Source organism: Oleiphilus sp. HI0061 (assembly GCF_001635675.1).
Map to the genome: position 1 here is coordinate 1 of NZ_LWFE01000233.1, position 1,231 is coordinate 1,231.

The 1,231-nt window shown below is 45.7% G+C and carries 1 protein-coding gene; it reads left to right on the forward strand.

The features are described 5' to 3' along the window. The coding region (murJ, locus tag A3735_RS02825; protein ID WP_082885780.1) for a murein biosynthesis integral membrane protein MurJ at window positions 1-1,231 on the forward strand (1,231 nt) is incomplete at its 3' end.

The window sequence follows — 1,231 nt, forward strand, 5'->3', positions numbered from 1 at the left end:
ATGGAAAACGAGAATAAAACAAATGCTCCAAAGGAGGGGGTGTCGAGCAATATTAAAGCAAAGCAGGCAAGTGGTTTGCTTCGCTCAAGCGGTATTGTTGGAGTAATGACTATGTTGTCCCGGGTCTTCGGCTTGGTGCGGGATGTTGTCGTAGCAAACCTGTTTGGTGCTTCGGCGGGGGCAGATGCCTTTTTTGTAGCCTTTAAAATTCCAAATTTCTTTCGGCGTCTATTTGCAGAAGGTGCTTTTTCCCAGGCCTTTGTCCCAGTGTTATCTGAATACCGTAGTCAGCGCACTGAGCGAGAGGTCAGGCAGTTGGTTAACTCGGTTGCAGGTGTGTTGGGGCTGGTATTACTACTTATTACGGCTTTAGCGGTCATGGGCGCTCCATGGCTAACGGCTTTGTTTGCTCCGGGTTTTCTTGAGGATACAGAAAAATATAACCTTGCCAGCGATATGTTGAGGATAACCTTTCCCTATTTGCTGTTGATCTCTTTGACCGCTTTTGCTGGTTCAATATTGAATAGCTATGGTTACTTTGCGATACCCGCTTTTACACCTGTTTTGCTTAACTTGGTGCTCATATCAGCGGCGCTTTGGTTAACGCCGTTATTTACAGAGCCAGTCATGGGCTTGGCATGGGGGGTCTTTATTGCAGGCCTGATACAGCTGTTTTTTCAGTTTCCCTTCTTGATAAAAATGGGCTTGATGCCTCGGCCACGCCTGGATTATCGTCATGAAGGTGTTCGACGTATTTTTATACTGATGGTTCCAGCACTATTTGGTGTTTCTGTAAGCCAGATTAATCTGTTGCTCGATACAGTGTTAGCGTCATTTCTACAAACAGGAAGCGTTTCTTGGCTTTATTATTCGGATCGTTTAGCTGAGTTGCCTTTGGGGATTTTCGGTATTGCCATTGCGACAGTGATTTTACCTAGTTTGTCTCGAAAGCATAGCAGTCAGTCTCACAAAGCTTTTTCTGACACGCTGGACTGGGCTATACGGATAGTTCTGTTGATGGGCGTTCCGGCAGCTGTTGCTTTGATTGTTCTTGCTGAACCTTTGGTGACGTCGCTATTTTATTACGGTGCATTAGAGCAACGCGATGTCTATATGTCGGCAATGAGCTTACGTGCCTATGCCTTAGGGCTCTTGGCATTTATGTTGATTAAGGTCTTGGCTCCCGGGTACTTTTCAAGACAAGATATGAAGACGCCTGTAAAGATTGGCA